Source organism: Micromonospora orduensis (genome assembly GCF_006228125.1).
Classification (GTDB): Bacteria; Actinomycetota; Actinomycetes; order Mycobacteriales; family Micromonosporaceae; genus Micromonospora; species Micromonospora orduensis.
This window is the reverse complement of record NZ_VDFY01000219.1, coordinates 1-7,884: the sequence shown is the minus strand read 5'-3', so window position 1 is coordinate 7,884 and position 7,884 is coordinate 1. Positions and strand designations below refer to the sequence as shown.

Sequence of the window (7,884 nt, the reverse complement as noted above, 5' to 3'; positions counted from 1 at the left end):
TCGAGATCCCCGGCACCGGCCGCCGCCTTGGCTATGGCGGTCAACGCCTGCGCCTGCTCGTTCGGGTTGGTGATGCTGCGGGCGATCGTCTCGGCCCGGTCGAAGTCCCCGGCACCGGCCACCACCTTGGCCAGCGTGTTCAACGCCTGCACCTGCCCACTCGGGTTGGTGATATTGCGGGCGATCGTCTCGGCCCGGTCGAAGTCCCCGGCACCGGCGACCACCTTGGCCAGGGCAGTCAACGCCCCTGCCCGCTGGATCGGGTGGATGATGCTGCGAGCAATCGTCTCGGCCCGGTCGGCGAGCGTCCGCGCCCGGTCGAGATCCCCGGCACCGGCCGCCGCCTTGGCCAGCGCGCTCAACGCCTGCGCCCGCTGGTTCGGGTTGGTGATGCTGCGAGCAATCATCTCGGCCCGGTCGGCGAGCGTCCGCGCCCGGTCGAGATCCCCGGCACCGGCCGCCGCCTTGGCTATGGCGGTCAACGCCTGCGCCTGCTCGTTCGGGTTGGTGATGCTGCGGGCGATCGTCTCGGCCCGGTCGAAGTCCCCGGCACCGGCCACCACCTTGGCCAGCGCGGTCAACGCCCCTGCCCGCTGGATCGGGTGGGTGATGCTGCGGGCGATCGTCTCGGCCCGGTCGAAGTCCCCGGCACCGGCCACCACCTTGGTTATGGCGGTCAACGCCTGCGCCCGCTCGTACCAAGCGGTGATGCTGCCGGCAATCGTCTCGGCCCGGTCGGTGAGCATCCGTGCTCGGTCGAAGTGCCCGGCACCGGCTACCACCTTGGCCAGGGCGGTCAACTCCCACGCCTGCTGGTTCGGGTTGGTGATGCTGCGAGCAATCGTCTCGGCCCGGTCGGCGAGCGTCTCAGCCCGGTCGAAGTCCCCGGCACCGGCCGCCGCCTTGGCTATGGCGGTCAACGCCTGCGTCTGCTCGTACGAATCGGTGATGCTGTCGGCGACCGTCTCGGCCCGGCCGGTGAGCGTCCCTGCCCGGTCGAGGTCCCCGGCACCGGCCACCACCTTGGCCAGGACGGTCAACGCCCATGCCTGCTCGTACGGATCAATGATGCTGCCGGCGATCGTCTCGGCCCAGTCGAAGTCCCCGGCACCGGCCACCACCTTGGCTAGGGTGGTCAACGCCTGCGCCTGCTGCGTCGGGTTGGTGATGCTGCGGGCGAGCGCCTCAGCGCGGGCTCGTTGTCCGAGTAGTACCCAGATGCTGGGCAGTTCGGTGGGAATGGAGTTGTTACGGTCGGCGAGATCGTTGCGATGCATGCTGAGCATCAGCAACGAGCCGAGGTCGGGCTCGTCATGGGCGAGGATGACGTCCTGTATGGCAACGATCTCGCTGAGCGCGGCGGCATCGCCGCCGGTGATGTCGAGCATGCGGTCATGCCTGCCGCTGTCAGTGGCGTAGGCGATCATCCGTGTGTGGTCACCGTCGGCTTGCAGCATGCGATAGTAGCCGCGTAGTAGATACTCCGGCGTTCCCGCTGGCCATCCTTGTTGTCGGTATCCCTCGGCCCAGGCATGCAACCGCTCCCGGTAGCCGGCTAACCGGAGCGACCCCAGACGCTGCGCCGCGGTAATTTGAAGCTCCTCGTGCCCGAGGACGAACACCTCCGGTCCGGTATCGGGTTGGAACCGACTCTGCCGGGCCGCGAACGTACGTCCAGACACGCTGTGCAACTGCTCGTAGACCTCCCACGGCTCTACGCCGACAAGTTCGGCAAGGTTCTCGACGCCAAGTCCGCCGCCGGCCGCGGTTAACAACCCCAGCAGATCCCGTTCTATCGGTGACCCGTTGAGCAGCCGAACCAGTTCCCGTTTGGCTTCGTTCTTGATAGCTGTAGCAGCGGAGGAGCGGCCGAGGACGCGGACGATCCGCGCGTCACGGAGCGGATGGTCTTGAGGGACGTCACCGGGGATCGGAGGGTTAGGACGGCCGGAGACAATGACGCGCATCCCCGCTACCGAGAGGGGCGGCAGCAGTTTGGCGATACTGTGCGCGTCCACACCGGTAGTCACCCCACGATCCTCGTCCAACCCGTCGACCAACAGCACCAGCCGTTCACCCTGGAGCTGGCATGCCTGGGCCGCCTCGTTCAGCAGGCCAAAGAGGTGCGCCTCCCGGGTCGCCTCGCTCAGCAGCGGCGGCTTCTCCTGCCCGAGTAGATCCAACAGCTGTTCCATGACAACGTCAGTGAACGCCACACGATCGTTCTGCTCCGCGAACCGCGCAGTGATGAAGAACGACACCACTCGTACCCCCGGCGGGGGCTGCAGCACGAACCAGGACATCAACGCCGACTTACCCGTCCACGCCGGCGCCCGCCACCACCTGTACCAGTCCCCATCCTCGCCCATACAGAACGCGGCCAACTCGGCGAGTTCCGCCTCCCGTCCTATTAGCGGTCGCGGCGCAATCCGTCGTACCGTCTCCAGGTACCGGGACTCCACTTCCACACCCGGACGCACCGTTACCCCACCAGCAACACTGCCGAACTGGTACAGATCCCGACCAACGCTGGTGTCGATGATGTCCTGGCCAGCCTGCCCACGCACAGAACGCCTACTCACCTGAGGGTCACATCCCCCTCAACATCCCCTGCCTGAACTATGTCTCCACCCACCCAGGCACCGCGTACGACCTGCCCACCTGCTACAACACCCGCCCGAGTCGACTCCGACGAAGATCGGGCACCGGACGGCGCCGGCACCACCGATCCTGCCGATCTGGCCGACGAGCGGAACCCGCCCTTGACCCTGCGGAACTGGGCCAGACGGCCACCTACCACCACATCAGCCACCACCTGCGAACCGGCACCGTCCGCCACCAATGATCGCGGCGGTGGCAGCAGGTATGGGGCACCCAGCGCGGCCAAGGCCACCAACAGGCTCAGCCCACTCGCGATCTTGTCCGCTTTGTCCACCCCTGCCACATAAAGATACATGGCGACACCACCAACAACGACAACCGCGACCCCACGACCAACCCAAACCCATCCACGAGTCCGGTGCGGCACCATAACCCCAATCGGCACAGCGATCATCGAAAATAGAAATTGTTCCAGAGCCAGCTACCTTGACACAGTCATCCAACCGACAACAACCGCGCCTCTCGAGCGATGCCGAATCACCGGAGAACGGATCTATTCACGACGGGCGGGCTCCGATCCCCGCCCTCCATGACCTCATTACAAGATCCCCTGTTGCCCCTCCATCGGCAGGAGACGCACTACCATGTCGCGATGCGCGCTGCGACGCGGGCGCCAAACAGTCGCCCCCAGTTATCACGATCTTGGCTCGGCTCGAACAACCGAGCGTCGCTGAAGTTGATAGGTAGATCGACGGCAGGATGGCGGACCTCCGAGATTGATCGTTGAGCGTCGTTATGGTCCTGTGCACGTTCGGGGGTACCCAGTTCGCACGTTGGCCCGTATGCCGACGGATGTCGTCGACAGCCGGTGTCTCGACGGCTCTGACCTGTGTGTTCAACCCGTTGAGGATCTTGTTCAACCGGGTGGCGTCGAGCGCAGCGCCCGGCTCGGCAGCGAGCGCGGTTTCCAATCCGCGGCTCGGATTTGTAATCCCCTAGTGTCAGCGCTTGTCGGTGGACGTGGCCCACACGCCCATGCCAAAGCCCAGCTCCACCGCCCCCGATGACCGGCCCCAGCCGGCACCGGTCGGGCTGCTCCTTCCCCGAACCCATGTCCCGCGCACGCCCCGCCCGGAAGTGCCGGACTGGCACGGACTGGCCCCAAACCACCTCGCCTACCTCATCCGCCGCTACACCCAATCCGGTGACGTGGTGCTCGACCTCGACGCGCACCCCGCCGCCATCGCCGCAACCGCCCACCTGGACCGGGTACCGGCCCGACTGGTCACCGGTCGCCACGGCCCGCACGTGCGGCTCGTGCCGCCCGCCCCCGAACACCGGATGGGGCGCGCCATGCGGCGTCCCGGCCCACGTGTCGACCTGATCCTGGCGACCCTGCCGCAGGGCGCACAGGGCCTCGCCCGAGACGGCATCGCCACAGCAATGAGCACCTGGCGGCCTCTGCTACGCCCCGGCGGTTTCCTGCTTGTCGGACTCACCGCCTCGCCGCCCCAGCCGGGCGAGGTCAGCCACCGAGCCACAGTCATCGCCGCCGCCCGCGCCGCCGGGCTCTTCTACCACCAGCACATCCCCGCCGTCCTCGTCCCGCTGCCCGAGCACGAGCCACGCACCGCCCCGAAACACCCCGACGAGGCCGACGACGGCCGCCGTCTGCTCGCAGGCCGCCACCTTCCGACGTTCCGGGATCTGGTCGTGCTCGGGACCACCGCCACCGGTGAGGAGAACGCCCATGCCTAAGTCCCGTCCGCCGTTCCATATCGGCAACCTCCACGACTCCGAATCGCCGTACCCCAGCGCGTCTGACCTGGCGGGACTGCTCGCCGAGGGCTACCTCGGTGCGGTCTGGCTCACCGGTCAAACCGCGTCGCGGGACCTGCGGCGCGGCCGGTACACCCCGGAGTCGTTGACGCACCCCGGCAAGATGCTGCCAACCATCCCCCGCTACGCCATCCGCACCTACACCAGCCCTGGTGACGTGGTCCTCGACCCCATGGCCGGCATCGGCACCACCATCATCGAGGCCATGCACCTCGGCCGCCACGGTGTCGGCGTCGAGTACGAAGCCGAATGGGTCGCCAAGGCAGCCGACAACATTCGCCACACCCTCCGGGCCGGGGCGTCGGGTCGGGGCGAGATCTATCACGGGGACTCGACCGCGCTGCCGTCCCTGCTGCCGGCAAGCCTGCACGGGCAAGCCTCCCTCGTAATCACCTCACCGCCGTACGGGTCGTCCACCCACGGCCACGTCCGTACCCCCGGCCCGAGGCGCGGCAAGGTCCGCAAGATCAACCACAGGTACGGCGGCACGGACAACCTCGCCTACCGCAGTCACGGCGAGCTGGCTGACGGGTTCACCGCGATCCTTGCCGGCTGCCGCACGCTGCTGCGGCCCGGCGGGCACGTCGTCGTCACCGCCCGGCCCTACCGCCGCCACGGCGAACTCATCGACATCCCCGGCATGGTCGTCGCCGCCGGCATCAACGCCGGCCTCGAACTGGTCGAGGAATGCATCGCCCTCATCTGCGGCGTCCGCGACAGCGTGATCATCCCCCGCGCCTCGTTCTTCCAGCAGAAGAACACCCGTGACGCCATCGCCACCGGCGACCCGCAATGGCTCGTCCAGCATGAAGACGTAGTGGTCCTCCGCGCCCCGCGGTCACCCCGGCACGACTCCACCCAGAGCGGATCAGCCAGCGCCCGTGCGCACGCTGATCGGCTTGATGCCTTCACGCCGTCCCGGATGGATCGACGTGCACACCCGGCGCGCCCGGCGAACAGCAATCCCAACGGCAGCGCCACCGACACCCGGTCCCACCCGGGCCGGGACGTTGAAAGGACACCCGATCCGTGCCCGCCCAACTCACGGCCCATCCCCGGGGTCGCACGGCCCGATGCAACCACCAATCCCGGCAGGCGATACCCGCAGCCCGGTCGGCCCTACACGGCGGGTCAGTGATGACCGCCCCGACTCCCGCCGAATGGCGGCCCGACCCCCTGCTGACCATCGATGACGTCGCCGCCTGGCTGGGCAAGCCGAAGAACACCCTCTACGCCTGGCACAGCCGAGGCAAGGGACCACGCGCCATCCGCGTCGGCAACACTCTGCGCTACCGGCGCAGCGAGGTCGAACGCTGGCTCGACGACCACACCGACCCGGAGCGATGAGCCATGGCTCGACCACCCCTCCCGATCGGCACCTGGGGCAACATCCGCACCGAGAAACTCGCCCCCAACCGGTTCTGCGCCCGAGCCCGCTTCCGCGACTACGACGGCAAGACCCGTGACGTCGAAGCCACCGGCACCAGCGGACCCGCCGCCACCCGGGCACTGAAGGAGAAGCTGCGTGACCGCGTCGCCCCCAACGACGACGAGATCACCAGAGAGACCTATGTCAGTACCCTCGCCGGCCTATGGATCGAGGAGATCATCGCAGAGGAACGAATCGCGCCGCAGACCATCAACAATTACAAGACGAGCCTGCGAGTCTCGATCCTGCCCGCCCTGGGCAAACTGCGCATCCGAGAGGCCAGCGTCGGCCGTCTCGACAAGTTCCTGCGTGAGGTGGCGACGGACCGCCCGGCAGCGGCCAAGAACGCGAAGGTCGCCCTCGGGCTGATGTTCGCTTTGGCGGTGCGCCGTGGCGCGCTTTCCACCAACCCTGTTCGTGAGACCGGTCGCCTTCGCAAGGCACGCCGTACCGTGCGCGCTCTCGAACCCGAACACCTCGAAGGCGTCCGTTCGGCGATCCGCCAGTGGCAGCAGCCCGTTCCCGGCAAGCCGGGACCTCGCCACACAGGCGACCTGGCCGACATCATCGACCTCATGCTCGCCACCGGCGCCCGCATCGGTGAAGCCCTGGCCGTGCGGTGGGAAGACTCGGACCTCAGCGCCGATCCTCCAACCGTCACGATCTGCGGCACTATCGTCTACCTCAAGGGCAAAGGCTTCTTCCGCCAGGAGTGGACTAAGAGCGACGCCGGCCACCGGACAGTAATTCTGCCTCGATTCGCGGTCGGGATGCTGCTGGCCCGCAAGCTCACCGCCGCCGAGAACGCCCACGATGCGGTCTTCGCCTCCCGGCGCGGCACCTGGCTGTCTCCCCCGAACGTACGCCGCCAGTGGCGGCAAGCACGCGCAGACACCGGTCTCGAATGGGTCACCCCGCACACCTTCCGCAAGACAGTCGCCACGCTCATCGACAAGGAGGCCGACGCCAAGAGCGCCGCTGCCCAGCTCGGGCATGCCAGCGAGGACGTCACCAACACGTACTACATCGCCAAACCTGCGCTCGCCCCGGACAGCTCCCACATACTCGAACAGCTCGGTGGCAGCCCGGCCCCAACTCCCCCAGAAACCCCCGGCGCTCCGACGAGAACAGCCTGAACGCGCAGGAACGTCCAACGGCACGAAGCGCCGACGGGGCCAACCCGCCGACGAACGTGGTCACGTCCAAGCGTTTGTGAGGGGTTCTCGGGGGGTGATTCAAAATTACATAGACAAACTTAAGGCCCTGACCGGCGTTCCCGCTGGTCAGGGCCTTACAAGTGTGGAGCTGAGGGGATTTGAACCCCTGACCCCCTCGATGCGAACGAGGTGCGCTACCAGTCTGCGCCACAGCCCCCCACCGGCGAACCGGCTTCGGTCCCACCCGGCTTACACCGGGCGGGCCGGGAGCAAGGCTAACAGGTCGTCGACCTTCACCGCGAATCCGCCCCTGGGCGCGGCGCTGGCATCCCTCGGAGATCCACTCGCGTTCCGGCAAACCGGGGCATCCGGGATGCTCGGACACCCCGCTTTCCAGGAAACCGAGTCGATCACGGCGACGCAGGCGTTGATCGACTCCATATCGCCGAAATGGCGGTGTCCTCCCGGCGCTGATGCCGCCACATCGCCGATGTGGAGTGGATCAAGGCGCGGAGCGCGCCGGCCAAGCGGCCCGACGCGCAGAGCGCCGGCCAAGCGGCCCGATCAAGGCGCGGAGCGCCGGCCAAGCGGCCCGATCAAGGCGCGGAGCGCCGACGCCGGCCAAGGCGGCGCCCCGGGCTCTTAGGCGCCTCGGCCGGCCTCGTAGGGGCGGCCGCGCAGGCCACCGGAGCGCCGGTAGGACACCGACCCGCCGTTGACGGCGGCCGGCAGGTCCCCGGGTCGGTCGAGGCCCATCGCGGCGCGGCGTACCCCCTCGCGTTGGGCGGCGAGGCGGCGCTGCGCCTCCCGGCGGGCGGCGGCGCGGCGGGCCTGCTCGCGGCGCACCTCGGCCTGCCG

Annotated in this window: 5 protein-coding genes, 1 tRNA gene and 1 pseudogene; 4 read left to right on the top strand and 3 right to left on the bottom strand. The window is 68.2% G+C overall.

Features of this window, described 5'->3' with window-relative positions:
* Positions 1–2,195: tetratricopeptide repeat protein (locus FHG89_RS25080; protein ID WP_208761101.1), on the bottom strand; the 2,195-nt coding region annotated here is incomplete at its 3' end.
* Between the two features lie 1,441 nt (positions 2,196–3,636).
* On the opposite strand from FHG89_RS25080, the gene FHG89_RS25070 reads away from it, so the two are divergent.
* Genes FHG89_RS25070 through FHG89_RS25055 form a run of 4 tightly spaced genes read left to right on the top strand, consistent with a single transcriptional unit; the run spans position 3,637 to position 7,005 of the window.
* A complete protein-coding gene (locus FHG89_RS25070; protein ID WP_139586870.1) occupies positions 3,637–4,359 on the top strand; it encodes a hypothetical protein in 723 nt (240 codons plus the stop codon).
* 19 nt (positions 4,360–4,378) lie between these two features.
* A complete protein-coding gene (locus FHG89_RS25065; RefSeq protein ID WP_425280216.1) occupies positions 4,379–5,578 on the top strand; it encodes a TRM11 family SAM-dependent methyltransferase in 1,200 nt (399 codons plus the stop codon).
* On the top strand, positions 5,578–5,787 hold the full coding sequence (locus FHG89_RS25060; RefSeq protein ID WP_139586868.1) for a helix-turn-helix transcriptional regulator: 210 nt from the start codon (positions 5,578–5,580) through the stop codon (positions 5,785–5,787). The genes FHG89_RS25065 and FHG89_RS25060 overlap by 1 nt, the downstream gene beginning before the upstream one ends.
* Before the next feature lie 3 nt (positions 5,788–5,790).
* Positions 5,791–7,005 (top strand): tyrosine-type recombinase/integrase, encoded by a 1,215-nt coding sequence (locus tag FHG89_RS25055; RefSeq protein WP_139586867.1) that lies wholly within the window; start codon positions 5,791–5,793, stop codon positions 7,003–7,005.
* A 164-nt stretch (positions 7,006–7,169) separates the two neighbouring features.
* Here FHG89_RS25055 and FHG89_RS25050 read toward each other — a convergent pair.
* Together FHG89_RS25050 and FHG89_RS25045 are read right to left on the bottom strand one after the other, a co-directional pair.
* Positions 7,170–7,243, bottom strand: a tRNA-Ala gene (locus FHG89_RS25050).
* Between the two features lie 425 nt (positions 7,244–7,668).
* Positions 7,669–7,884, bottom strand: a pseudogene (locus FHG89_RS25045) (divisome protein SepX/GlpR); the annotation flags it as partial.